This window comes from Streptomyces sp. NPDC002787 (assembly GCF_053592095.1).
The window spans coordinates 177,900-201,658 of sequence record NZ_JBSFVC010000012.1 but is presented as its reverse complement, the minus strand read 5'-3'; the positions used below and the strand labels follow the sequence as shown (position 1 = coordinate 201,658).

The following is a 23,759-nucleotide window of genomic DNA, read 5'->3' as shown; positions in this document are numbered from 1 at the left end:
GTGCCGCGAGTGACGGCCAACCCGCCGTGATCCCGGGCAGCCCAGGACGGCAGAAAGAGTGGCAAACCACTCCGAATGGCCTGTGAATTTCGGTCTCTGCCCTCCAGAGCGCGCCCCATGGATTTACCTTTGCCTCACTTTTCCCAGCCCTCGCGCAAGCCCCAGGAGCGACCAGTGGGCGCATCTCCTGTTCCCCGTCCTCCGGGCGACGTTCTCCACCGCTTCGTCAGCAGCGCCCGTGAACACGGCCAGGCGAACTGCGGCCACCACAACCAGAACTACGTCCACCCGCTGACCCGGGACATGGCCCGCTTCATCGGCCGCGAGACCGGCACCCTTCTGGAGCCCAACACCTCGGTGATCGTGCGGATCCGGCGCGCCGACGCGCTGCCGGTCACCATCCGGACCTGGGAGAACGAGGCCGAGCTGCTGAGAGCCCTGCGCGGCACCCTGCCCCATGCCCCCGAATGCCTCGTCTCCCGCCCGGGTTTCGCCATCCACAGCTATGTGGAAGGGGTCACGCTCTCCAGCATCTGCGGGAACGGCAAGCCCGTGGACAGCCTGGTCGTCACGGGCCTGGCGGGCCTGCTGGCCCGGATGACGCACGTACGCAGGGAAGCACTGCCCCCGCTGCCCGCGCACTGGCCGCGCGACGACAAGGACAGCCGCGGTTTTCTGCGCACCCTCGTCCATCTGGCGGACCGCCGGATCCGGCGGCGCAACTGGGACGTGTTCGGCGGGCTGTTCGCCGCCCTGGGCGTCCCCGAGGACGCGCTGACCCGGCTGGCCGAACGCGTACCGGCCATGGCCCGGCGCCCGTACAGCCTGCTCCACACGGACCTGCACCGGGACAACGTGATCGTCAGCTATCTCGGCGACCCGCCCCTGATGTGTGTCGACTGGGAACTCGCGACCTACGGCGACCCCCTGCACGACCTGGCCACGCACCTGGTCCGGATGGAGTATCCCGAGCACCAGTGGGACGAGGTGATCGACGCCTGGGCGCGGGCCATGCGGACGGCCCGGCCGGCGGCGCTCAACGGCCTGGACAGGGACCTGCGGCACTACGTCGACTTCGAGCGGGCCCAGTCGGTCTTCCCGGACGTCATGCGCGCCGCACGGACCCTGGAGACCTCGCGGGACCAGCAGAGCCTGGACGAGGCGACGTCCGAGGTGCACCGCGCGCTGGAGGCGGCGGCGGAACCGCTCGGCCTGACGGACGTCCCCGACATGGCCGAGGTCGAACGCGTCCTCTACCGCTGGCAGGCCTCATGGCGTGGACGGCACGACGGTGAGGGCCCCGGCATGAGCTGGCGGCCGGACAAACGATTCGACGAACGCCCCGAGTTCCCGCACACGGCCGTGCTGGCGGCGCTGGCCGCGGAGGGCACGGCACCCGCGGGCCGGGTCTTCAAGGGCACGGCCCACCTCAACACCGTCGTGCGGGTGCCCGACGTCGACCACCTCGTGGTGGTACGCCGCAGGGCGCGTTCCTTCTGCCGCCGCGAGCCCAGCTTCCTCAACGAGCACGCGGTGCTCGGCGCCATAGAGCGGTCCGGGGTGGAGGTGGCGGCCCCGAGAGTCCTGGCGCTCGGCGAGAGCTACCTCGACGACCCCTTCACCATCCACACCTACGTCGGCCCGCCCGACGGCGACCGGCCCCCCAGCCACCCGGTCAACGGTCTGCGGCCGCACGAGGCGGACGGGCTGGTGGACCAGCTGTGCGCCCTGACGCAGGTCGACCACGAGGCGCTGGGCCAGCCGCCCGAGCCGGACTTCTACGGCTGGCTGTGCCGGCAACTGGTCCATCTCGTCGCGGAGTTGCCCAAGGAGCCCCGGGAACTGGCGCGCGTGCTGGGCCTGCCCGACGCCGACCGGCTGCGCCAGATCCTCGGCAGGCACCGGCTGACCGACCGGCGGCTGTCCCTGCTGCACGGAGACCTGAACCCCTGGAACCTCGTACGCCGTGACGACCGCTTGGCCCTCACCATCATCGACTGGGAGATGGCGATGGTCGGCGATCCGCTGTACGACCTGGTCAGGCACATGCACCTCACCCCGACCCGGCCGGAGATCCGCGACCGTATGTTCCGCCGCTGGGTGAGCGGCCTCTCCGCCGCCCACACCAAGGACTGGGAGCGGGACTGGCTCGTCTACCGGCGCATCGAGATCGTCCGTTCCGCCTACGTCGACCTCGACCGCCTGGTCACCGGAGCGAGCCTCGACGCCCCCAACGTACGCCGGGCCGTGGACTCGTACGCCATGACCCTCGCCGCCGCCCTGGCCGCGCTGGGCCTGCCCGCCCGCTCCACGGAGAACCCCTACCTGGCCCGCGCCCTGCCCCGGGGCGAACGCGGCGGCCCCAAGGAGGCCGGGGTCCCGGTGGGCGTGTGACGCGCACCGCCGCCGCGTACGGGCCTGCGTAGGCTCGACCGCATGAGTGAGACCGGCCTGCGGGAGCGCAAGAAGCGGCGGATGTACGAGACGGTGTCGGAGGTCGCGATCCGGCTCTTCCTGGAGAAGGGCTTCGACGCCGTGTCCGTGGCCGAGGTGGCCGCGGCGGCCGAGATCTCCAAGCCGACCCTCTTCCGCTACTTTCCGGCGAAGGAGGACCTCGTGCTGTACCGGATCGCCGATCACGAGGACGAGACGGCGCGGGTGGTCGCGGGGCGGGCCGAGGGGGAGTCGGTGGTGGGGGCGGTGCGGGCGCACTTCCTGGACGGGCTGGCCCGGCGGGACCCGGTGACCGGGCTGAACGACCATCCGCAGGTGCTCGCCTTCCACCGACTGCTGTACGGGACGCCGTCGCTGGTCGCCCGGCTGTACGGCCATCTGGAGCGGGCCGAGTCCGCGCTCGCCGAGGCGCTCGGGGGAGGGCTCGACGCGCGGGTCGCCGCCGCGCAGATCGTGGCCGTACGGCGGGTGCTGGCCGAGGAGAACTGGCGGCGGGTGGAGCGGGGGGAGCCGGTGGAGGAGATCCAGGGGGACGCCGTCGCCGCCGCCGAGCGGGTGTTCGGGCGGCTGGAGGAGACCTGTATGAGATTCGGTTAGGAATTTAACTCGGTAACGTTATTCGGTAGGGTCAGTGGAATGACGCCTCCCGAACCCGTCGCCGACCCTGCCCTCCGGCACGCTCTGGCCCACGAGCGCGCGTACCACGACACCTGCCGCGGCGCCCTGGCCGCCATGGTCGAGGGGGCGGGGGAGCAGGTCGTCGTCGGCGAGGACGTCTCCGCGTCGGGCGCCGACGCGGAGGTGCTCGGGTATCGGCTCCGCAGCCGCGCGAAGGAGATGCGTGAGCTGCCGGAGGGGCCGCTGTTCTTCGGGCGGCTCGATTTCGCCGATCGCATGGAGGCCGAGCACACCGACGCCGATCGCGGGGACGCCGGTGACGCCGACCCCGATCGCATGGACGCCGGTGACGCCGACCCCGATCACGCCGGGCAGAGCTATCACATCGGGCGGTTGCGGATCAGCGAGGACCCGGCCGTGCCGCCCCTCGTCGTGGACTGGCGGGCGCCGGTGTCGCGGGCCTTCTACCAGGCCAGTTCCCGTGACCCCCGGGGCGTCGCCGTCCGCCGCCGCTTCGGGTGGGCGCCGGGCAGCCGCGGTGACTCCGCCGACCTGACGGGGCTGGAGGACGAGTACCTGCACCCGGATCGCCGGAGGGCCTCGGACGGCCAGGGCTCCGTCTCCCCAGCCCCCGTCTCCCCAGCCCCCGTCTCGCCGGCCCCTGTCTCCCCAGCCCCTGTCTCCCCGGGCAGCCTCCTCGCCGCCGAGATCGAGCGGCCCCGCCTCGGCCCCATGCGGGACATCGCCGCCACCATCCAGCCGGAGCAGGACGACCTGGTCCGCGCGGATCTCACCGTTTCCGTCTGCGTGCAGGGCGCCCCCGGCACCGGCAAGACAGCGGTCGGCCTGCACCGCGCCGCGTACCTCCTCTACACCCACCCCCAGCGCATCCGCCGCGGCGGACTGCTGATCCTCGGCCCGAACCGCACCTTCCTCTCGTACATCGCGGAGGTCCTGCCGACCCTGGGCGAGACGGGTGTGCGGCAGTCGACGGTCACGGACGAGATCGCTCGGCACCCGGTCGCGGCGGAGGACGACGAGCGCGCCGCGATCGTGAAGCACGACGCCCGGATGGCGGAGGTGCTCCGCCGGGCCCTGTACGCCGGTGTCGCGGGCGGCGATTCCGCCGCGTACCGCGACTCCCTCGTCGTCGCGGACGGTTCGTACCGCTGGCGGGTCTCCGGTGACGAGCTCCGGCGCATCGTGGCGGACGTACGGGCGGAGGAGCCGGAACCGCCGTACGACATCGGGCGGGAGCGGGTCCGGGCGCGCGTCGTACGGCTGCTGCGGGAGCAGGCGGAGCGGCGGGCCGGCCCACGCCCGGGCGCGTGGCTGTACCGGCTCTCGCGGTCGCGGCCGGTCGCCGCGTACGTCGACGCCGTATGGCCGAAGGTCCGGCCGGAGGAGGTGGTGGCGCGGCTGCTCGGCGACCCCGACGCGCTCGCCGCCGCGGCGGACGGACTGCTCGACGCGGACGAGCGGAAGGCCCTGACCTGGGCGAAGCCCCCTCGGACGTGGCGGTCGGCCCGTTGGTCGGCCGCCGACCTCGTCCTCCTCGACGAGGTCGCGGGACTCCTCGAACACCCCGCCGGCTACGGCCATGTCGTCGTCGACGAGGCCCAGGACCTCTCCCCGATGCAGTGCCGCGCGATCGCCCGCCGGGCGGCCTACGGTTCCGTGACCGTCCTCGGCGACCTGGCCCAGGGGACGACCCCGTGGGCCGCCCACGACTGGCCTCGACTCCTCGCCCACCTGGGCAAGCCGGACGCCGTCGTCGTACCTCTGACCACCGGTTTCCGGGTGCCACAGGCCATCGTCGGGCTGGCCAACGGGTTGCTGGGGCGGCTGGGGGTGGATGTGCCCGCCGGTCGATCCCTGCGGCGGGACGGGGAGTTGCGGATCAGGAGGGTGGAGGGGGAGGAGGCTGACGGCGAGGGCGTCGTCGCCGAGACCGTCATCGCCGAGGTCGTCGCCGCTGTGCGCGACGCGCTCGCCCGGGAGGGGTCCATCGGGGTCATCACGGCCGACGGTCCGGATGTCGTACGGCTGCGGAAGGCGCTCGCCGAGGCCGGCGTCGCGACGGGCGGCCCGGACGAACTCGGGGCGCGTATCGCGGTGTTGGGGGCCGGAGCGGCCAAGGGGCTCGAGTACGACCATGTCGTGGTCGTCGAGCCGGCCGCGATCGTGGCGGCGGAGGGGCGAGGGCTGCACCGCCTGTACGTCGTGCTCACGCGGGCGGTGTCGCGCCTGGACGTGGTGCATGCGCGGGCGTTGCCGTGGTGACGGGAGCGGTGGCGAGGGAGGTCGTGTTACCGGAAGGCGGCGGAGTCATGACCGTACCGGCACCTTGGTGATCGGGTCCGTGGCTACGGTGATCGGTGCCGGTGAGCGGCGGAGCACGCGAGCCCGATCTCCCTCCCCCAGGGGGCTCGCGCGCCGCTCACCGGTTGATCACGCGGCTGTGCGCGGCGCGTTCTCCCGCGCCCCGCGCCCCGCGCCCCGCGCCCCGCCGCCCGCCGCTCAGGCCTACGTCGCCACGGCGTCCAGCACCGGGATCAACTGTTCCTCCTCGTAGGTGAGGTGAGCCTCCAGCTCGGCGATGAGGCGCTCCATCTCGGGGAGTACGGCGCCGGGGTCCGCGTTCTCGGCCGTCACGACCCGGCGCAGTTCCTCGGCGAGGGCGGCGATCCGCTCGTGCTCCTCGTGGAGACGGGTGAAGGTCGGGGCCAGCTCGGGGTGGCGGTCGGCGAGGAAGGGGAACAGACCGATGTCCTCGCCGGTGTGGTGGTTGTGCAGGCCCTGGCAGAACGTGAGGCAGTTGACGCGGAGCTGTGCGCCGAGGCCCGGCTTTCCGCCGCTGTCGGTCAACTCCTTTTTGATCAGGGCGAGTTCGCGCCGGAAGGCGTCATGGACGACCTTGATGGCCTCGCCCATGGACCCGGCGTTGATGTTCGGCGGTCCGGCCACGGGGACCTCGCGCAGGGCGACGACCGGGATCGTACGGTCCGTCTTCGCCTGGTACTCGGCCCACCCCGGATCGGACTCCACCGCCCGCGCGAACGCCCGGTCCCGCTCCTCGCCGTCCAGTACGGCGGCCTCGGCCTCGTACGTGAACGCCCCGCTCTCCACGGTGACCCGGGGGTCGGCCGTGATGTTCCGGAACCAGTCGGGGTGCTTGGGCGAGCCGCCGGCCGACGCGATCACCAGGATCGTGCCGTCGCCGTCGGGGAGGTAGCCGAGGGGAGTGGTGTGCCGGTTGCCGGTACGGGCGCCGGTGGTGGTCAGGAGGATCAGGCGGGCGCCCTCGAAGAAGCCGCCGACCTCGCCGTGACGGGCGCGGAACTCATCGATGACTTGCTGGTTGAAAGGGTTGGGCATTCTCTGCTTTCCATGGATCGCGGAATTCGGGCAGGGGTGATTGCCGCAGCGCGTTGCGGTGCATTGCCGTTGCGGTGGGGTGCATTGCGGTGCATTGCGGTGCGATGGGGTGGGTTCGACGCGCGCGAAAGGAACACCTGGAACACGGAAAGAAGGGAACGGTGTTCGGCGCGTGGAACTTCAGCAGGCGGGCCCCTGGCCCGCCCCGACCTCACTCGGAGGCCGGGCAACCAATCCGCTCACGGCTCAAGGCCGACCCGGCAGTCATGGGATCAACGGTATAAGGGAGGAGTGGAACTGGGCAATGCGTATTCGGCCTCTCGATGGCCGGCGTCACGCCTTTCGGTCGGCCTCCTCGGCCGCGCGTTCCAGTCGGCCGCGATAGTCCTCCCACCACGCCGGGTCGCTCGACGGCAGGCTCGTGTTGCCCTCGTTCATTCCGGCCGCGCCGTCGATGAGTTCCCGGAGGATGTCGGCGTGCCCGGCGTGCCGCTGGGTGTCGGCGATCACGCGGACGACGGCGTGGTGCAGCGTCACCTCGTCCTTGCCGTCGGGCCACCACGGCACCCTGCCGACGGTGTCGAGGGCCAGCGCCTCGATCGTCGCGTCCGCGTGCGCCCATGCCCGGCGGTAGAGGCCCACGATGTCGTCGCGGGACTCGTCGGGGGTGGCCCACATGTCCGCGTTGGGCTCGGCGTCACTGTCGAGCCAGGGCAGTGGAATGCCCGACGGCCGTCCGAAGGTGTCGCCGAGATAGCCCAGTTCGACACCGGCCGCGTGCTTCACCAGCCCCAGGAGGTTGGTGCCGGTCGGCGTCAGCGGGCGGCGGGCGTCGTACTCCGACAGCCCTTCGAGCTTCCACAGCAGGGCGTCGCGGGCGGACCGCAGATAGAAGCGGAGGTCGGCCTTGGCGTCCGACGTGGCGGGAGTCATGGGCTCAGTCTGCCGCGCACGTGATCTCTGTCCACCGGGTTTCCGCCGCACCGCCCGCCCCTCGATGACGCGTGCCGGTCAGTAGGCTCATGGCCATGGATGCGTTCTTACCGTTCCTGATCTCGATGGGCGGGCTCGCCGCTGTCCTGGGCCTCTTCGTGTGGCTGGCGGCGCGCATTCGCCGTCGGGGCCTCGCCGGCGGGGCGATGAGCGCGGCCCTGGCCTCGTACGAAGAGGCGTTCCGCACCACCGCTCACGCGTCTCACGTCGAGATCCGGGCCCAGGCCGACCGCAGGGCACCGCTGCTGTCCCCCGACGATCACTGGGGCCGACACCGTGCGGCGGCCGGCCGGGTTGACGTGAGGAACCCTCCGCCTCCTCGGTCACGTCCTCGCGGCTCACGCCGAGGGCTTCGCCGCTGGGCAGACCGCCTGAAGGCCGGGCGCTGATCCATGGACACCGTGCTGCTGATCGCCGGAGGCGTCGTAGCGGTCGGCGTCTTCGTCCTTCTCGCGGATCGGGTTCTGCTGGCGATGGAGGCCAGGGGCTGGATCTACTGGCGCAAAACCAAGACCCTGTCCTCCCTCGGCGCCGAACTGGTCCAGGAGGCCGACCCCGGGGCCCAGGCCGTCAAACGCGGGATGGAACAGGAACGTGTACGGAAGAACGTCAGGCCGGCGGAGGACCCGCCCTTCCAAGTGGACCTCGACAGGGGCAGGGTCCGCATCCGCCGCCCGGCCGCTCCCGGGACACAGGAACCGCCCCCTCCGTAGCCCCGTGGCCTGATGCCGGTCTAGTTACGCATGAGGTCGGCCTGCTGTGCGGTGACGAAGACGTCGGACCCGTCGTCCATGCCGTTCGCGATGAGGTGGGCGATGGGGCGGAACCGGGAGGCCTCGGTGATGGCGATGATGTAGCGCAGCATGCCGCGCGCCTGGGCGGTGCGGTCGGTGCCGCGGATGCCGAGGTCCCTGAGGCTGTTCTCCAGGCTGGACTCGCTCAGGTTGACGGTGGTCAGCGACTGGTTCGCGACGCGGGCGAGGGCGTCGTGGCCCTTCTTGCCGATGAACCAGTTGTCGTCGGTGGCGTCCGCCTTGTGAGGGACGTCGGAGGCGAGGTTCAGGACGAAGTTGTGCGGGGTGTCCCTGGAGAAGAACCGCACCACGGAGAAGTCGCTGAGCCGTACGATCGCATGCACCGTGGGGGTGTGGTCGCCGCTGCTGATCACAAGGTCGGCGAAACGTCTGACGTGGCCGTCGGCCGCGGTCTCGGCGAGGTTCCGCAGCTGGTCGAGCATGGTCAGATAGGCGCCCGAGCCGCGGTTGATGTTCCAGCGGACCTGCGGGAAGTCGACGTCTTTCTCGCTGGCGACGGTCTCGGTGTCGACCGTCATAGGGTCCGCCGCCGTCGAGGCGGATGTGTCGGTGTCCCCGGACCCCAGCATGATCACCAGTACTCCGAGAAGGACGGACAAGGCGACCGCGATGAGGACGCTGGTGGGCATGGTGTGCTCCGGTCGTTCGACGTGTAGCGATGTCACGACCGACGCTCACAGCCGGGAGGTTGTTTGGCAGGCCCCTTTCGCCGCCGCATACAAACCCGGAGAAGTGAGTTCCCTACGGACCGGGACCGGTGACCGGCACCTCGGGAGCCGTCGGCGCCGCAGTGGACCTCGGGGGCCGCATCGCCCTACCAGCCCCGAGGCGCACGGCCGGCCGTCATGGACGCACGACGACGGTCCATCCGGGGTCGTAGGTGTCCGGCACCGGAGAACGTTGCCAGTCGCGCGCCCCCTCGGCCGGGGCAGCGGCCCGCCCGGTCAACGGGTCGGGAAATCCGACGGGAGAGCTGTCCATGAAGATCCGGAAGACCGGCCGCCGCCGAACGGCCGTGCTGGAGACGGTCAGGGGCAGACCCGCCTGTACGGCCGGTCCGGAACGTAGGTGCGCCACTGCGCCCGTGTCAGCTCCGTGTTCCCGGCACGGGCGCAGACGAGGGATACCGCTCGGTCTGGATCAACGACGTACCGCTGCAGCGGGACGTGCACGCCGCCCGCGTACAGCATGGTGCTGTCCGGGCTGAAGGCGAGCGTGTCGACGCTTCCACCGGGGGTGGGCAGCGAAGGACCGAGAGGTTGCTGGGTCGCGATGTCCCAGAGTTGGACGGTGCCCGAGTCGCCGCCGACGGCGAGCGTGCTTCCGTCCGGACTGAACGCGAGAGCCGTGATCGCCTCGGCTGGGTCGGAGGACGGATCGACGGGCACCGGAAAGACGTTCCTCAGGATGCCCGCTCGGTGCCGGAGGTCGCCGTCCCAGACGGCCACCCGCCCTGTCCAGTCGCCCGCCGCGAGGCCGGAGCCGTCGGGAGCGAAGGCGATGGCACCTATGCCGTCGTGCAGGACGAGGTCATGAGTGTGGGACCGGCCCGCTCGGACGACGCGGTTGTCGGTCACGAGGAGCCCGCCGTCCGGGCTGACGGCCAGATTACGGCCGCCCGGGCCGGGGAGGAGCGCCGTCCTCCGCTGCCGCGTGGTGTCCCATGTCTCGTTGACGTAGCCGTCCTCGGTCAGACGTGCGGTGAGGAGCGTACGACCGCCCGGTCCCAGGGCGATCGCGTCCGTGGATGCCGCGGACGCCGGCGCCAGGTCCACCGTGGTCTTCGCGTGTCCGGCGGCCACGTCCCACACCGTCACGCGCTGGGATGCCGTGTCCCAGGGGGCGGAGACTCCGTACGCGAACATGCCTCCGTCGGGGCTGAAGGACAGCAAAGGCTCGGTGATGTCCGCGGGGACCGTCGGTATGCCGGTACCGCCGACGGGAAGGGACGGGGCCGGCAGAGTTCGCAGCAGACGGCCGTCGCGCGTGTTCCGCAGCTGGACGACGTAGCGTTCACCGATACGTTCGGCGGTGGCGAGCGTCCTGCCGTCAGGGCTGAGCCGGAGCCCGGCGAGCGGACTCTTGCGCCAGGCGCGGGTGAGCGTCGTGGTGAGGTCGAGGGTGTGGACCGTGCCCCCTTCGAGGTACCGCAGCAGGGGCCGCGAGGAGTCCCAGGCGAGACCGGAGAGCGACGCGTTGTCCAAGGAGTGCCGGAAAACGGGGGCGTCGCCGTTGGCCAGACGCCACACTCTGATCTCCTGGCCGCCGCCGGTCGCCAGGAACGAGCCGTCCGCGCTCACGACGGCGGCATCGGCACCCGGGTGGGCGACGTCGGCGAGCTCTCGTCCCGACGTGGTGTCCCATACCCGCACCCGGTCCCCGGTGAGAGTGAGGAGCCTGCTGCCGGTGAGGCCGAGGAGGGTGCGGTCATCGTCACAGACGCCGCGAGCCCTGGTCCAGGCGCCGGACCGGACGCTGCGCGCGGAGGTGTCCCAGACCTGCGGGGCCCGGCCACGCGGGCAGACGGCCAGCAGCCGGTCGTCGGCCGCCGCGGCGGCGTGCTCCCCGCTGCCGGCCGACGGGGTCCGGAAGACCAGATGGCCGTCGGTGGCGGAGTAGAGCCCAGCCCAGTCGTCGAACATGTTCGTCACCAGGTAATTGCGGCCACTCGCCCCGAAGCTCACGAGGTACCCGTTCGGCAGGGGGCCCCCGATCCAGCGCCTCCTTCGGGTGTCCCACAGCCGCTGGGTCTCGTCAGTGGTCTGGATGACGAGCAGCCGGCCGCCCGGACCCGCGGCGAGTAGCGACCCGTGAGGGTACTGCCCCGAGGCGATACGGCGGTGGGTGTCCACATCCCACGTCCGCCAGGTGTTGTCGCCGGCGCTGAGCAGAGTGCGCCCGGAGGCGTCGAGGAACCGCGCCGGTCCGTCTCCGGGCGCCGGGTCGGTGAAGGTGTCCAGTTCGGGCTGGGCCAGCCCGCCCAGCAGGGCTCGGCGGGACTCCGGCAGCTCAGAGATGCGCCATGCGGCGACGCCGAGCAGCATCGCGGTGCGCGGGTCGGTGGTGCGCAGCGCGTCGGCGACCGCGGCCACCCGGCGGGCCGCCGTGTCGGTGGTCTTCTTCTCGCTCTCCTGGTGCAGTCGCAGGGCGGTCAGGCCGACGAGCAGGGCCACCGCCAGCACGGCGCAGAGCAAGGCCGTGAGCGTGCGGCTCCGCCGCCGGGCCCGGGTGGCGGCCCGCTCCTCCGTCGCCCGCTGCTCCGCCGCGGCGACCAGGAAGGCCGTCTCCTCGGACGTCAGACCGTCGTAGCCGCCGTCGTCGCCCGCGAACAGCTCCTCGGCCCGCGCCAGGCGGGTGCCCCGGTAGAGCGTGCCCGGGTCGCGGTCGTGCTCCAGCCAGGTGCGGGCGGCGTCGGTCAGCTGCCGGTGGTGGCGCAGCCGCTCCCGGTCCGCGTCGATCCACTCGCGCAGCCGCGGCCAGCAGGTGATGAGCGCCTCGTGGGCGAGGTGCACTCCGTCGTCGTCGGTGGTCAGCAGCCGGGCCCGGGTCAGCCGCCCGGCGACCGCTCGCACGTCGGGGTCCTCCCACCGGGCCATTTCCTCACAGCTGAGCGGGCGGCGCGTGTCGGCGTTGCCCTGGCCGGGCTCGACCATCCGCAGGAGCAGGTGCCGGGCGGCGTGTGCCTGCGCCGGTGAGAGCTCCCCGTACGCCTCCTCGGCGCTGGCCGCGATCGCGCCGCGCACCCCGCCGGCCGCTTCGTACGCGGCCAGGGTCAGCATCCGTCCCTTGCGCCGCCGCCAGGTCTCCAGCAGGGCGTGGGACAGCATCGGCAGTCCGCCGGGCTCGTCGAGCACGTCCTCGACGATCCGTGCGGTCAGTGCCCGCTCCACGATGAGCCCGGCCGCCTGCGCGGGACCGATCACCGCCTCGCGCAGCTCGTCGGCGGTCATGGACCTGACCAGGAGCCCGCTCCCGTGCAGCGCCTCCGCCAGCCGCGGGTGCTCGGCACACCGTGCGTAGAAGTCGGACCGTACGGCGATGAGCACGCGCAGCCGGCTTCCCGGGTCGCGCGCGGCGAGCAGAAGGTCGAGGAAGCGGTCCCGCTCGGCGCGCTCACGGCAGAGGGTGAAGATTTCCTCGAACTGATCCACCACCACCCAGCTCTCCGGATCGTCGGCCTCCGGCGCCAGCAGATGTCCGTAGGTGGTGGCGGGCCGGGCCCCCGGTGTGAGGATCCGAAGCACCGCCGTACGCCTCTGCCGCGCGGCCCTCTCCCGCAGCAGGGGAATCAGACCGGCCCGCAGCAGCGAGGACTTGCCGCTGCCGGACGCCCCGAACACCACGGCGAACGGGGACCCGCACGTCAGCTCGCTCAGCTCGTCGATCAGTCGGTCCCGGCCGAAGAACAGCTCACGGTCGTCCGGCTCGAAGCGCGCGAGGCCACGGTAGGGCGGCGTGGCGTCGGCATCCTCCTGCCTCTCCTCCCCGGCCAGCGCCTCGGCCTCCGCCCACCGCGCCTCCCACGGAACGGGGTCGGCGCCGCATGCCCGGACGTACGCCTGCAGCACGGCCAACGACGGAAGCCGCTCGCCGCTCGCGGCTTTCGCCAGGGTCGTCACCGAGAAGCCGGCCTGCTTCGCCATGGTCCGGTACGACACGCCACCCGCCGAACGGCGCAGCTCCCGAAGATCATGGGCGAGTCGCTGCACGGGACCGGCCGCCGCGTCGACCGGCCGTTCGGGACGCCCCATCGCAAGCCTCTTTCACCTACAGGAAGAAAAGCTGATCGGCAGCACAAGGTACTTTTCGTCCCCGTCGGGTGAGAACACTGGGTTGACCGAGACGCAAGCCCAGATGGCCCAGACGGACCGAGACTGGCCCATCTTCAGCGAGACGGGTCACCAGGCGAGCGGCGTGCGCATCGCGTTGGCTTCAAGCAGGCGTCCCAGCCTGCGGTGCGGGCAAGGTCAGCACCGCGCGCTCAGAAACGCGAGATACCGGCTGAAGGCTTCGTGGCTGTCGGGGGTGAAGCGCCACTCCAGCAGGGCCGACCGCAGCTCCGGCTCGGTCGGCCAGCCATGCCAGGCGACCTCATCTGGATCGGCGGCCACGGCGTCCGGCATCACGGCTTCGTGCACGCCGAGCCAGTGAGGGCTCAAACCGCTGCGGTTGATGAACGTGAACAGCAGGCGTGGCAGCACACGGACGCCCAGCTCTTCGGCCAGCTCCCGCCCGGCGGCCTGTTCATAGGATTCGCAGAAATCCACGGCGCCACCGACCACGACCTCGTAGAGCCCTGGGAAGCGCGACAGCTGCTCCGACCGCCGGTGAACGAGGATCCGGCCACGCTCATCACGACACACCGTCACGGCGACCCGGTGCAGCCAACCTGACCTGTCTCGATGGATCTGAGACATCGTGGCTTTCTGACCGGCGGTGGTTCAGATTGAGTGAGACACGGATCCCGAGGTCGTCTCGCTCAACCTGAGCCAGCGGGTTTGGAGTCGTAGACCGGCCTCAACTCATGATGTGCTGGGGGACGGCCAGGTCCGGGTGGGCGAACAGACGGGTCAAGGTCCGCGGTTCGTCCTTGGAACAGGCATCGGCGACCACGTCGATCAGCTGGTCGTAATCGGGTCCGGTCTTGCCCTCGTAGGCCGCGGTCATGCGACCCCACTCGTCCCAGTTCAAAGTCTCCTGCTTGCAGAGCGCGGCGAGGTCGCGGACGACGTTGCCGCTGATCTCATGCGGTCCCCAGGCATGATCGGTGCCAGCAGTGCCGAACATGTGCGGATCGATCATGTCGCCTCGGTATTGAGCCCATGCCTCGCTGCCGGTGAGGAACTCGCCGGGAGCGAGATCGTCTGGTCGGGCGACGAAGTCCTTGCCGAGATGTTCGGTATCGACGCGCACCCATCGGCGCTGGTCATCATCCCAGTACTCGGTGATCCAGTGGTCGAAGCCGCGTCCTTCCTGGAAGTAGGTGCCGAAACCGCACCGAGCGCGGGAGGCGACACCTTTCGTCCGCAAGATCGCGCAGGCGATCGTGGCGAAGTGACGACAGGTGCCGATCACCCGCGTTTCGGGCGTTCGAGGCTGGTGTAGTGGAGCCGGATCCAGGGCAGTCAGTGCGGCAATCAGTTGGTTGACTGGCCGGATGTTCTTCTCAGCGATCCGGTCCTCAGGAATCCCTGACGCCGCGGCGTCAGTGGGCTGGATGACCAGGGCCTGCACTGCGGCGCAGATGCCGACGGGATCGTCTGGTAGTCCCTTGATGAGCGGGAGCTGACTCGCGTCCAGAGTTGTGAAGGGCCCGGGCAGCGAGTAGTTGAGCACGTCATCGGTCATGACCGAGCATGGTAAGGGCTTGCTGCGGCATTCGGGTCTGCTCAGTCCGCCCCGGCGCTGTGGTCAACTTCGACGCTCGGGGTGGCCAGTTGAGAGGTCTCAGTCACACTTGGGCTGTCTCCGACAGGGTGTTGCGCAGCGTCCTGGATGGTGTGCGCGATCATGCGGAGTCGGTGGATGAACCACGGCTTGGCGGTGGTGCGGAGGGAGCTTTCGTTGGGGAGTCGCCGGATGAATTCGGCGTGGAAGGCCCGGAAGTCCTCTTCAGCGCCGGAGAGTGCCAGGCTGCGCCAGTGCGGAGCTGCGTAGAACACCATGGCTTTGACGATCTCGGGATAGATCGCCGCGTAGCGCTTGGGGTCCCAGGGTCGGACGGTGCGGGCAGGGCGGGGCTGGAGCCGGGCGAGCCGCTGTGTGAGGTCGCTGATCCGGTAGCCGTGCTGGAGGAGGGTGGTCCAGAAGCGGGAGGTCTGTTCGTAGCAGACGTTGATCACGTCGGGGCCGTAGCGGCGAAGGAGCCGGTAGTGACGTTTCTGGGCGGCGACGATCTCCGGTAGGCCGGTGAGGTCGAGCTGGTTGGCGGGGGCTTCGACGGCCCGGCCGATCCAGAGGCGATGGGGGATGCAGACCTGGTCGTGGTGTTTCGACAGCCAGACCATGACGCCTTGGCCGGGGGTGCCGGTCCTGCGGGCGACACAGCGTCGGCACGCCCATCGGGGAGTTGCTGCGAAGGGACCTTGCGGAATGTTCCACGCCTGTCGCTCCCAGCGGGGGATCGCGTACCGGATCGAGGTCTGAGGCTGTCCGCTGAGGACACTGAGCCGGCCGACCGGATCCAGACGGGATTCCAGCCAGTGGGAGGGCCGCTGAAGGCGTTGGACGGGCATCGCGTTGGCCGTGGCGAGGCGGTCCAGGAACGAGGCTTCGGTCTCCTGCGGGAAGGGCTTGAGCGGACGCGGCAGCGGACGGAAGACGACGGCCTTGAACGGCCTGTTCACCCTGCTTCCCTGCCTGAGTCAGGCGGGGAGTCCGACTCGCTGTTGTGGTCGATCCGGATGTGTCGCAGGGAGGCTTTGGTGATGCGCTCGCTGCCGTCGAGGATGGCGGAGATCGCCGCGGCGCGGATCAGGTGGGAGAGGCTCCCGATCATGCCGCCGGTTCGCTGGTGCAGGTATTTCGAGAGACCGGCCAGGGTGTCGGGCTGGTGACGGTGCAGGCGAAGCGTGCTCTCCAGCGAGGCGATCAGGGCCTGCCACTCGGTGTTGCGGGGGAAGGCACCGGTGCGGACCAGGATGCAGCGGCCCCCGAGCTGCTTGCCGCGGATCCCGGTGAACAGCCCGGACTTCTCAACGTTGATGCCCGCATAGACGAAGGTCGCCGGCAGGTGCTCGGTGAAGTACTTCAGGTGATCGGAGAGGTCCTCGCCTGCGGTGGTCGCGTGGTTGAGCAGGTGGATCTCGTCGACCAGGACCAGCTCGGTGCGGGCCTCGATCATCACCTGGCAGACGGCGCTGGTGACATCGATGGTGTTGTGCCGCGGGTTGATCACGGGCAGGCTTAGGAACCGGGCGAACTCCAGGGCGAGTTTGCGAGGGGAGCCCTTGGGCGGGGCGGTGATGTAGACAACGGGAATGCGGTCGCTGCCCGGATACCGCTGCTGGACACGCAGTTCGTGGGTGCGGCCGAGCTGTTTCAGCGCCGTGGTCTTCCCGGTCGTCCACTGGCCGGAGACGATCATCCCGCGACGGGCGCCGTGTTCCCGCTGGTTGAGCAGGGTCAGCAGCCGTCCCTGATGCGCGATCTCCTTGACCGTGGGCGTGCGCACGACCTGCAGCTCGGAGTGGTAGGCGATCCGGGCCTCGTCGTAAGGGCCCGGGAGGCCGGAGAGAGTGCCTGCCACTGCTGATCGGGCAGCAGCTCGAAGGCAGCCGGGTCGGTCTCGACGAAGCGCCGCCAGCCCTCCAGCCGTGTGGAGGGATCGGTCCAGTCGTCCGGCAGTCCGTCGCTCTCTCCCGCCGGACCTGCGGGGGTCACCACCATTTCTCGGCCTCCTTGCGCGCGTCGAAAATCTCCAGCGGGACGACGTCGGCAAGCTCGGCGCCGTCCTCCTCATCAACGGACACGCTCTCCGGCTCCGGCTCCGGCTCCGGTTCGGGTGCCGGCCGGGGCCAGGCGGGCTCGCTGGTGGCCCGTGTGCGCGCGGCGACCTTGCGGTCGCGCCGCCGTGCCGGCCGGCCCTTCCCCGCCGGCCTGCGGCCAGAACCGAGGTCGGGCCCGTCACCGGCCCGATCCAGCAGAGCCTCCGCGACTTCGGCGACGGCTTCCTCGTCCGGCTTGTGCTGTCCTCGTTCTCGCAGGATCTGGTGGGCCCGGTCGAAGACCAGCTCGCCCATCGGGACGGGAGTGGTGCGCAGGTGGCGCCAGGTCGCGGTGATCCAGCCCGTGTCGTGGTGGTTGCGAATCCAGACGCAGGAGATGTCGTAGGGGTCGTAGTGGACTGCCCAGCGTTTGCCGTCCGGGCCCGCGCCCGAGGACTGCCGGCGGAACGGGGTGAGCGCCGGTGCGTCGTAGGTGCGGTTGTTGATCCGCACTCCGCTGCGGCCGATGACCCGCCATTCACGGGGCATGAGCTGGATGTACTCCTCCGGGCTGAGCGAGACCGGGACGTATCCGGCCGCCGACACCAGCGCGGAGTACTTCTCGTTCGGGCTTAGCGGCCGGTCCGGCATCAAGGGGTCGCGCAGCCCGTCGTGTGGCCTGGACTGCCAGATGACGATCCACTCCTGAAGGAGTTCCTGGAGTTCGTGGATGGACCAGACGGCCTGAGCGGCCGGGGCCTTGCCCCGCGTCTCGACGTTGCGTCCCGTGTAGCCGGCCACGTACTGGGCGAACATCGTCGACACCGAACCCAGAGTCCGCTCGATGTGCGGCCTGTCGGTCGGTGTGTCCGGGTGCGCGGGCTGGAACGAGATCCCCAAGTGGCGGCAGGCGTTGCGGAAGTTGTCCGAGATGAACGCCTTACCGTGGTCGCAGACCACCGTCTCCGGAACGATCACCGGGACCGCGGCGGCCTTGTCCAGCCGCTCGTCCAGCGGCAGCAAGGAGGCGTAGGGCAGTACCGATCGCGACATGCGCAGAGCGTCGGACCAGCCCGGACGTACCGGCTCCGGGGTCATGGCGCGGGCCAGCAGCAGCGCGGCATCCACCGCCTTCGTCGACGGCCGCAGCACCATTGCGGACAGCGTCCTGGTCGCCAGGTCCACCAGTCCGGTCACCTCGCAGCGGTCCACCGTCCCGTCGTCGTGGATGACCATGACGTCCAGCGGCGAGGAATCGATCTCCATCACCTCGCCCGGCCTGGCCGCCGTCAGCTGTCCGAACATCCGCTTAGGCTGCTTGCCCAGCGAGCGACGGGTGCGGGCCGACCCGAACAGGTGCTGCCCGGCGGTGACCGCCTCCAGCAGACGGTAGAACGCCGCTCTGGACGGCATCCGGACGGTTCCGGCTCCGTGCTCGGCGACCAGGAGCCGTTCGACCTGGCGCCGCAACACCTGCGCGGAGACGGTCGGCTCGTCGGTCCGACTGCCCGCGACCCTCGCGATCGCGCCGACCACCCGGGGATCGGCCCGGCCCGTGCCCGTGGCCGGCCTGCGCATCCTGCCGTCCACCAAGCCCGCCACCCCCTCGCGCTCGAAACGCGACCGCATCCGGCGCAGCGTGCTCAGCCCCACCTCCTCACCAGCGGCCCGCAGCTCGGCCACCTTGGCCAGCTCCCGCTGCCGCAGCGAGTGCACCACCGGGTCGTACTCGGCCCGCCTCGTGGCGGCAGCATCGCCGTCCGGGTGGCCGGTGAGCAGCTCGGTCAGGTGCCTGCGCCACCATTCGGCCCGCACCACCGCCTCCTCCGGCAGGCCCTCCAGCACCCCGGCCTCCGACAACGGCGGGCGGCTCAACGCGGTGCCGAGCACGGCGAACCCCTCGGACGCCAGGAGATGCCCCAGCAGCACGACACTGGCGGCCTGGGCATCATCAACCAGCCGCACCGAAGTGCCGTGCAGGGCGGCAACCGTGTGCTCCCGCCCGTCATAGCGAACCCGGTCACCCAGCGACAGCAGCTTCGGACGCGCCGGCATCTCCACTCGCCTCCCCCGCGACTACGGAGGCCGGGCGAACCGTCGTCGCCGCCGACAACAGGCCCGCCTCCAAATCCACCGCCAGCTCCCGACACCACAGCAGGTGGAAGAGCACCGGCAGCACGGCAATCGGATCGCCCACCGCACGAGCACCGGCCAGCAGCCCCCGGGGACGGGTGAACACCGCCCGCAACCTCGCCGCCACCGGCTCGCGCCGTACCCGCGGATGCCGGTAGCCCGACAACCAGCGCAGATTCGCCGCCAACACCGGATCGAGCACACCAACCCGCTCGAAATCCCAGCCCAACACGGCGCAAGCCGCCGCCGTGGCCGCGAACTTCACGGCATCCTCGGGCTCGATCCGGTCATCGGGACGCACATCCAGCACCACGGCGGTGCCGTCCCGACGGCGCACGAAGTAGTCCGGCGTATGACTGATCCGCCGGGCCTGGTCATCCGGTCGCCATGAGAGCCGGAACGGCTGTGACGCGACGGCCACCACGTCCGGCTCGGAGTCCAGCCGCATCAGATGGCCGAGCTCCACCCACGACTCGAAGCCCACCAACTCGCCGCTGGTGGCGGCCCAGTACCAGCCGGGAAAGTTGCGCTGCCCCCGGTACGACGGGAACGTCCGCACCTGCCCGGCAGCCTCGAAACGCGTCGACCACATCACCCCAAGCGGCCCCTCGTGAAGCTCACCGCGAGCGTCGACGTACTCCAGCGAGTAGTCCTCAGGCTCCACCAGCCACCCCCGCCCGGCGCTGACCACGTACAACGACCATAGGGAGCCGGGTACCGCCGTGGCTCAGAAAGAGCGAGACGGATCGGTAGATGGCCCAGGTCGACCGGGACGCAAGACCAGATGACTCAGATAGACCGGGACTGGCTCACTTTCAGCGAGACGGGTCACCGAGAGCCGCTGTATGGAGTGGCGTGGCGCACTTTTGCAAGCAGGTGCTTGCAAAAGTTAGCGCGGGTCGTGCATGGTGGAGGCATGGCATCGCTCAACGTCGGCAATCTCGGTGAGTACCTGCGTGAACAGCGGCGAAACGCGCAGCTGTCGCTCAGGCAGCTCGCCGATGCCGCCGGGGTGTCCAATCCGTATCTGAGTCAGATCGAGCGCGGGCTGCGCAAGCCGAGCGCGGAGGTGCTGCAGCAGGTCGCCAAGGCGCTGCGGATCTCCGCCGAGACGCTGTACGTGCGGGCCGGCATCCTCGACGCCGAGCGGGACCGGGACGAGGTCGAGACGCGCGCCGTCATACTCGCCGATCCCACGCTGAGTGAGCGGCAGAAGCAGGTGCTGCTCCAGATCTACGAGTCCTTCCGCAAGGAGAACGGGTTCGAGATCGACCTCGGTGCCGGCGTGGTGACGGACGCCGAGGAACCCTCGGCCCCCGGTTCTCGTACGGACGACGACGGCGATGCCGGTCCGCGTCAGACCGCTGGTTGACGCTGATCGACGGTGACTTGATGACTGAGACGACCTCGACAATCTCGATGACTTCGATGACTTCGATGACTTCGACGGCGTCGGCGACTTCGGCGGTTTCGACCGTGCGGTCGGCTCGGCGAACGGCGGAGCCCGTCGGACGTGGACCGGAATGACACAAGACACGCGGACCGGAACGACCCCAAACCCTCAGCTGAAAGCAAAACGGAGGACCAACACCATGGCCATCACCGACGACATCCGCAAGGCCGTCACCGACCCGACGCCGTTCTACTTCGCCGCCGGCACCGCCGACCTCGCCCTCCAGCAGGCGAAGAAGGTCCCCGGCATCGTCGAGCAGCTGCGCGCCGAGGCCCCGGCCCGGATCGACGCCGTACGCCAGACCGACCCCAAGGCCGTCCAGGAGAAGGCGACCGCCCGGGTCAAGGAGACCCAGGAGAACCTCCAGACCAAGGTCACGGAGCTCATCGGCACCCTCGACACCGACCTGAAGAAGCTCGGTGAGACCGCCCAGGACCTCGCGCTGCGCAGCGTCGGCGTCGCCGCCGAGTACGCCGTGAAGGCCCGGGAGACGTACGAGAAGGTCGCCGAGCACGGTGAGCAGGCCGTGAAGACCTGGCGTGGCGAGGCCGCGGAGGAGATCGAGGAGCTCGCGATCGCCGTCGAGCCGAACTCCCAGCCGGTCGAGGTCAAGCCCGAGCCGGCGGCCGCCAAGCCGGCCGAGGCCCAGGCCACGCCCGCCTCCGTCGCCAAGAAGGCCCCGGCGAAGAAGGCTCCGGCCCGGAAGACGACGACCGCGAAGAAGACCACCCCGCCCGCCAAGTAAGCGGCAGGCGGACTGCCGGGTGGGCGACATAGCCGATGACGGAGTCGGCGACAGACAGAGCGGTACGAGAGGTGCGAGCGGTACGAGAGATGGGCGTGTAGTACCTCTGGTAACTCACGGTACGGAGACGGGCCGGGCACCTTTGGGGTGACCGGCCCGTTCTACGGGTACGGTGGCCGCGTAGGAGAAACGGTCGGCCTTCGGAAGAGCGAACGGAACGGGTGGTGTGGGCGGCATGCTGATGACGGGCTTCGCGGGGTTCCTGGGACTTCTGAAGATCGTCCTGATGGCTCTCGCCGCGTTCGGGCTCTTCGACGCCGCGTTCCGGCGTGAGGACGCGTTCCGTGCGGCGGACAAGCAGACCAAGGTGTTCTGGCTGATCATCCTCGGGATCGCCCTCGTCGTGAGCTATCTGTTCTCGATCCTGTCGTTCCTGCCGATCATCGGCGTCATCGCGAGCATCGTGTACATCGTGGATGTGCGGCCCGCGGTCAAGCAGGTCTCCGGAGGCGGGGGCGGCGGTCGCCGCGGCTCCAGTAGCGACGGTCCGTACGGGCCGTACAACGGCGGTCGTTGACCCCGAGTGAGCCGGGCAAGTGCGACAGCGGAGCCGGGGCAGGGCGGGGCAGGGGTCGCCGGGGGCTGTTGACCTCCGGTCAGCCCTCGCGGTCCAGCAGGAGGACCGCCACGTCGTCGGTCAGTTCGCCGCCGTTGAGGTCGCGGACCTCGTTCACCGCGGCGCGCAGGAGTTCCTCGCCGCGTAGGCCCTCGGCGAGCTGGCGGCGGACCATCTCCACCATGCCGTCCTGGCCCAGCCGCTCCTTGCCGTCGCCGATCCGGCCCTCTATCAGGCCGTCGGTGTAGAGCATCAGGCTCCAGGCGGCGCCCAGCTCGATCTGGGTGCGGGGCCAGCGGGCGTTCGGGAGCAGCCCGAGGGCAGGGCCGCCGTTGTCGTACGGCAGCAGCTCGGCCGGCGGGGTGGGCCGGATGCCCTGGCCGTGGCGGACTATCAGCGGGGCCGGGTGGCCGGCGAGGCAGAGGCCCGCGCGGCGGCCGTCGGGGGCGATGTCGACCGTGCAGAGCGTCGCGAAGATCTCGTCGCTCTCGCGTTCGTGCTCCAGGACGCGCTGCAGCGTGGAGAGCAACTCGTCGCCGCACAGGCCCGCGAACGTCAGTGCCCGCCAGGCGATGCGCAGCTCCACGCCGAGCGCCGCCTCGTCGGGGCCGTGCCCGCAGACGTCGCCGATCATGACGTGGACGGTGCCGTCGGGGGTGCGGACCGTGTCGTAGAAGTCGCCGCCGAGCAGGGCGCGGGAACGGCCCGGGCGGTAGCGGGCCGCGAACTGCAGGGACGAGCCCTCCAGGAGTGGCGTCGGGAGCAGGCCGCGTTCCAGGCGGGCGTTCTCCTGGGCGCGCAGCTTGGACTCGGTGAGGCGGCGCTCGGCGGTGTCCGAGCGCTTCCGCTCCACGGCATAGCGGATCGCGCGGCTCAGGAGGCGGCCGTCCAGTTCGTCCCGGAAGAGGTAGTCCTGGGCGCCGACTCGTACCGCCTCCGCGCCGCGTTCGGCGTCGCCGGAGTCGGTGAGGGCGAGTACGGCGTGGCGGGGGGCCAGTTCCAGGACGTGTTTGAGGACGGCGAGTTCGTCGTCGGTGCGGTCGGCCGCCTCGGTGTCCGCGTCGGTGGGGCGGGCCGGGGCCGGGAGGGCCAGGTCCAGGAGGATGCAGTTGACGTCGTCGGTCAGCAGCCGCTGGGCCTCGGTGAGGTTGCGGGCGGTGCGGACGCGGATCGGTTTGCCCGCGGAGTCGAGGAGCCCGGGCACGTTGAGGGAACCCGCCGGGTCGTCCTGGATGAGGAGGACCGTGAGATTGGTGGGGCTGCCGGGCTGTGCGGTCGGGCCGGCGGGGCCGGTCGGGCCGTGGGGGCCGGGCGGGTTTGTGGAGTTGTCTGCAGGGGCCAAGGCCGGGGCGTTCAGGGCTGCCCCCTCTCCGGATGGGCCGCTGGGTGCGGACACGGCGTGCGCCTGACCACTCTCCACGGCCGGGATGGCTCTCTGCCGCGGTACGGGTACGGGCATCGTCTTGGGTTCCTTCCCTCCCCCCGAGGGCACGGTGGGGCGAGAAACCTCGACCCACCGACGGGGACCTTAGCGTCAGGCGCCGCCGCAGCGGAATGGTTGGCGGGGCGTCGGGTGGCAATCAGCCAGCGTCATATGCCGCATCCTGTACCGCAGTTGGACATGGCGGGGCTTCTCCTGGGATGACGAATGTCACGCGGCTGAGGTTGTGTCCGGGGCGGAAGGTGGTGAGAGTCACGTGGGGCGGGTCACGGGGGGGGTGGGGGTGGGTTTGTGGCGGGTTGTGGCCCTTCGGTGGCCGTCCTGCCGGGGTTCGCCCCCGTCGCTTCTACCCGCCGTTCTCATCCCCAGGGGCTGCCGCCCCTTCGACCCCGCAGCAGGGCGGGCACCTCTCTGCCCGCCGAAGGGGGTGCTGCCTCTTCGGCCCCGCCGCGGGGGCGGGCACCTCTTTGCCCCACTGCGGGGGTGGCCGCCTCCTTGCCCCGCCACGAGCGCGGCCGCTCTTACGGCCCCGCCCGAACCGCGCCGTCACGGGGCTCCGCCCTGAACCCCGCCAGGGGCGCTGCGCCCCTGGACGAGATCTGGTGAGGCGCCTGCGGGTTCGCCGAGGCGCCCGCCGGTTCGCTGGAGCCCGCGGCTCGCCGAGGGCCCTGTGGCTTCGCTGAGGTC

At 70.7% G+C, this 23,759-nt stretch carries 18 protein-coding genes; 7 read left to right on the top strand and 11 right to left on the bottom strand.

Annotated features, from left to right (window positions below; genetic code table 11):
* Window positions 1–174: 174 nt before the first annotated feature.
* The 3 genes from ACWD26_RS18715 to ACWD26_RS18705 are packed head-to-tail and all read left to right on the top strand — an operon-like array spanning window position 175 to window position 5,355.
* Window positions 175–2,394, top strand: a complete 2,220-nt coding sequence (locus tag ACWD26_RS18715) for an aminoglycoside phosphotransferase family protein (RefSeq protein WP_451271320.1) — start codon at window positions 175–177, stop codon at window positions 2,392–2,394.
* 42 nt (window positions 2,395–2,436) lie between these two features.
* Window positions 2,437–3,051, top strand: coding sequence for a TetR/AcrR family transcriptional regulator (locus ACWD26_RS18710; RefSeq protein WP_451271318.1), 615 nt, complete (start codon window positions 2,437–2,439; stop codon window positions 3,049–3,051).
* Window positions 3,052–3,090: 39 nt separating this feature from the next.
* Complete coding sequence (locus ACWD26_RS18705; RefSeq protein ID WP_451271316.1) at window positions 3,091–5,355, top strand: HelD family protein; 2,265 nt, start codon at window positions 3,091–3,093, stop codon at window positions 5,353–5,355.
* A 243-nt stretch (window positions 5,356–5,598) separates the two neighbouring features.
* Here ACWD26_RS18705 and ACWD26_RS18700 read toward each other — a convergent pair whose 3' ends face one another.
* Both ACWD26_RS18700 and ACWD26_RS18695 read right to left on the bottom strand, forming a co-directional pair.
* Window positions 5,599–6,450 carry a nitroreductase/quinone reductase family protein gene (locus tag ACWD26_RS18700; protein WP_451271314.1) on the bottom strand — a complete coding sequence of 284 codons (852 nt, stop codon included), beginning with the start codon at window positions 6,448–6,450 and terminating at the stop codon, window positions 5,599–5,601.
* A gap of 333 nt (window positions 6,451–6,783) precedes the next feature.
* A complete protein-coding gene (locus ACWD26_RS18695) occupies window positions 6,784–7,383 on the bottom strand; it encodes a DinB family protein (protein WP_451271312.1) in 600 nt (199 codons plus the stop codon).
* 452 nt (window positions 7,384–7,835) lie between these two features.
* Between ACWD26_RS18695 and ACWD26_RS18690 the strand changes: the two genes are divergently transcribed.
* Window positions 7,836–8,156, top strand: coding sequence for a hypothetical protein (locus ACWD26_RS18690; RefSeq protein ID WP_451271310.1), 321 nt, complete (start codon window positions 7,836–7,838; stop codon window positions 8,154–8,156).
* Between the two features lie 20 nt (window positions 8,157–8,176).
* On the opposite strand, the gene ACWD26_RS18685 is transcribed toward ACWD26_RS18690, so the two are convergent.
* From ACWD26_RS18685 to ACWD26_RS18650, 8 genes are all read right to left on the bottom strand, one after another.
* Window positions 8,177–8,887, bottom strand: a complete 711-nt coding sequence (locus ACWD26_RS18685) for a ribosome-inactivating family protein (protein WP_451271308.1) — start codon at window positions 8,885–8,887, stop codon at window positions 8,177–8,179.
* A gap of 399 nt (window positions 8,888–9,286) precedes the next feature.
* Complete coding sequence (locus ACWD26_RS18680) at window positions 9,287–13,009, bottom strand: nSTAND1 domain-containing NTPase (protein ID WP_451271306.1); 3,723 nt, start codon at window positions 13,007–13,009, stop codon at window positions 9,287–9,289.
* Window positions 13,010–13,225: 216 nt separating this feature from the next.
* Window positions 13,226–13,675, bottom strand: coding sequence for an NUDIX domain-containing protein (locus ACWD26_RS18675; RefSeq protein WP_451271304.1), 450 nt, complete (start codon window positions 13,673–13,675; stop codon window positions 13,226–13,228).
* A 100-nt stretch (window positions 13,676–13,775) separates the two neighbouring features.
* A complete protein-coding gene (locus ACWD26_RS18670; RefSeq protein ID WP_451271302.1) occupies window positions 13,776–14,606 on the bottom strand; it encodes a transglutaminase-like domain-containing protein in 831 nt (276 codons plus the stop codon).
* A 41-nt stretch (window positions 14,607–14,647) separates the two neighbouring features.
* Window positions 14,648–15,604, bottom strand: a complete 957-nt coding sequence (locus ACWD26_RS18665; protein WP_451271300.1) for a hypothetical protein — start codon at window positions 15,602–15,604, stop codon at window positions 14,648–14,650.
* Window positions 15,601–16,506, bottom strand: coding sequence for a TniB family NTP-binding protein (locus ACWD26_RS18660; protein ID WP_451271298.1), 906 nt, complete (start codon window positions 16,504–16,506; stop codon window positions 15,601–15,603). Before ACWD26_RS18660 ends, ACWD26_RS18665 begins: the two co-directional genes overlap by 4 nt.
* Window positions 16,507–16,636: 130 nt before the next feature.
* Window positions 16,637–18,739, bottom strand: a complete 2,103-nt coding sequence (locus tag ACWD26_RS18655; RefSeq protein ID WP_451271296.1) for a Mu transposase C-terminal domain-containing protein — start codon at window positions 18,737–18,739, stop codon at window positions 16,637–16,639.
* Window positions 18,705–19,508, bottom strand: a complete 804-nt coding sequence (locus ACWD26_RS18650) for a TnsA-like heteromeric transposase endonuclease subunit (protein ID WP_451271294.1) — start codon at window positions 19,506–19,508, stop codon at window positions 18,705–18,707. Before ACWD26_RS18650 ends, ACWD26_RS18655 begins: the two co-directional genes overlap by 35 nt.
* Window positions 19,509–19,733: 225 nt before the next feature.
* Here ACWD26_RS18650 and ACWD26_RS18645 point away from each other — a divergent pair, with 225 nt between their 5' ends.
* The 3 genes from ACWD26_RS18645 (at window position 19,734) to ACWD26_RS18635 (ending at window position 21,592) form a co-directional block, all read left to right on the top strand.
* The gene (locus tag ACWD26_RS18645) at window positions 19,734–20,189 is read left to right on the top strand and encodes a helix-turn-helix domain-containing protein (protein ID WP_451271292.1); all 456 of its coding nucleotides are present in this window, start codon (window positions 19,734–19,736) and stop codon (window positions 20,187–20,189) included.
* A 220-nt stretch (window positions 20,190–20,409) separates the two neighbouring features.
* Window positions 20,410–21,015: a hypothetical protein gene (locus tag ACWD26_RS18640; protein ID WP_451271290.1), complete on the top strand. Its 606-nt coding sequence runs from the start codon at window positions 20,410–20,412 to the stop codon at window positions 21,013–21,015.
* Window positions 21,016–21,250: 235 nt separating this feature from the next.
* Complete coding sequence (locus ACWD26_RS18635) at window positions 21,251–21,592, top strand: DUF2516 family protein (RefSeq protein ID WP_451271288.1); 342 nt, start codon at window positions 21,251–21,253, stop codon at window positions 21,590–21,592.
* Window positions 21,593–21,671: 79 nt separating this feature from the next.
* Here the strand turns inward: ACWD26_RS18635 and ACWD26_RS18630 are convergent, their stop codons facing one another.
* Window positions 21,672–23,090 carry a PP2C family protein-serine/threonine phosphatase gene (locus ACWD26_RS18630; protein WP_451271286.1) on the bottom strand — a complete coding sequence of 473 codons (1,419 nt, stop codon included), beginning with the start codon at window positions 23,088–23,090 and terminating at the stop codon, window positions 21,672–21,674.
* Window positions 23,091–23,759 lie beyond the last annotated feature (669 nt).